Origin of the sequence: Parasphingomonas zepuensis, from assembly GCF_036663735.1 — a bacterium.
GTDB lineage: Bacteria > Pseudomonadota > Alphaproteobacteria > Sphingomonadales > Sphingomonadaceae > Sphingomonas.
Window position 1 is genome coordinate 1 of the sequence record NZ_JAXOJO010000040.1, and the last position, 1,340, is coordinate 1,340.

Consider the following 1,340-nt stretch of genomic DNA (forward strand, 5'->3'; position numbering starts at 1 on the left):
ATTGGCCTGTGGCATTCAGACCGGTGCGGGTTCGGTTCTGCGCGCGATGAAGGTTCCTGCCGGCGCGAGTTTCGCTGCGTTCGGCGCGGGAGCGGTCGGCCTTAGCGCCATCATGGCCGCCCGTGTTGCGGGTGCTGCCAAGATCATCGCAGTCGATATCACGCAAAGCCGACTGGATCTCGCCCTGGAACTTGGTGCGACGCACGTGGTCAACAGCAAGGAAACCGATCCCGTGGCAGCCATTCAGGAAATCACTGGAGGGGGCGCGGACTTCACGCTTGAGACGAGCGGAATTGCTGCGGTGCTGCGCCAGGCTATCGATGCGCTCGGTACACTGGGAACCTGCGGCATCGTCGGCGCCCCCAAAATGGGCACTGAAGTGAATGTCGATGTCAACATGGTGATGATCCCGGGCAAACGGATCATGGGCATCGCGCAAGGCAATTGCATACCCCAGGTCTTCGTTCCGGAATTGATCGAACTGTACGAACAGGGACGTTTTCCCTTCGATCGTCTCGTCAAATTCTATGACTTCGCGGACATCAATCAGGCGGTCGCGGACAGTGCGGCAGGCACGACGATCAAGCCGATCCTGCGGCTGTGACCGCTGCCTGGTTATGAGGTGCAACGCCACGGCGGCACATATCCGAACAATGAGTTGATCCGATGCGACAGGTGATTGGACGAATTTCGGGGATGGTAAAGCGGATCATGACGAGCGAGCCGGACCGAAAGTATCCGCAATTCGCCGACATGATGTGCGCAGGGGATATTAGTGGGATCGGCTTGGCTCTGGAGCATCTCAGGCAGCCGCCCGCTCAGCCAGGGGGATACCCGAACCGCTGTTTCAGCGGTGCGGCATTGAGAAACGATGAGTCATCTCATCAGGCGCTCTAGGAGACATGACATGAACGCACCGCAGGAAAATCTTATTGGACAGGCAGCAAATCCGGCGCTTCATCTAGCGATGACGGGCCAGTCACCTTTGTGGATCGGCGGCGAATGGCGGTCGGCAAGCGATGGCAAGACCTTCGTCGACCTCGAGGTCGCAACGCGTCAGCCTTGGGCTGAAGCAGCCGATGGCACGGTCGAGGACATGGATGCAGCGATCGCTGCCGCAGTTGCTGCACAGCCGGCCTGGGAAGCACTGCTCTCCTCGACCCGCGCTGCCCTCTTCCACAAGGCAGCGCAGCTCATCGAGGAAAATGAAGCTTACTATGTCGAGGCGTTGATCAAGGAAACCGGCTCGACGCGTGGCAAGGCAGCCTGGGAATGCTGGCTGACCGTGGTTGCCTTCCGCGAAGCAGCAGGCCTTACCTCACGTCCCACTGGCGAGACCT

2 protein-coding genes are annotated in these 1,340 nt (G+C 59.8%); both read left to right on the plus strand.

The window, feature by feature from the left end; all coding sequences use genetic code 11:
* The coding region (locus U1769_RS25030; protein WP_332720873.1) for a zinc-binding dehydrogenase at window positions 1–604 on the plus strand (604 nt) is incomplete at its 5' end.
* A gap of 267 nt (window positions 605–871) precedes the next feature.
* Window positions 872–1,340: aldehyde dehydrogenase family protein (locus tag U1769_RS25035; protein ID WP_332720874.1), on the plus strand; the 469-nt coding region annotated here is incomplete at its 3' end.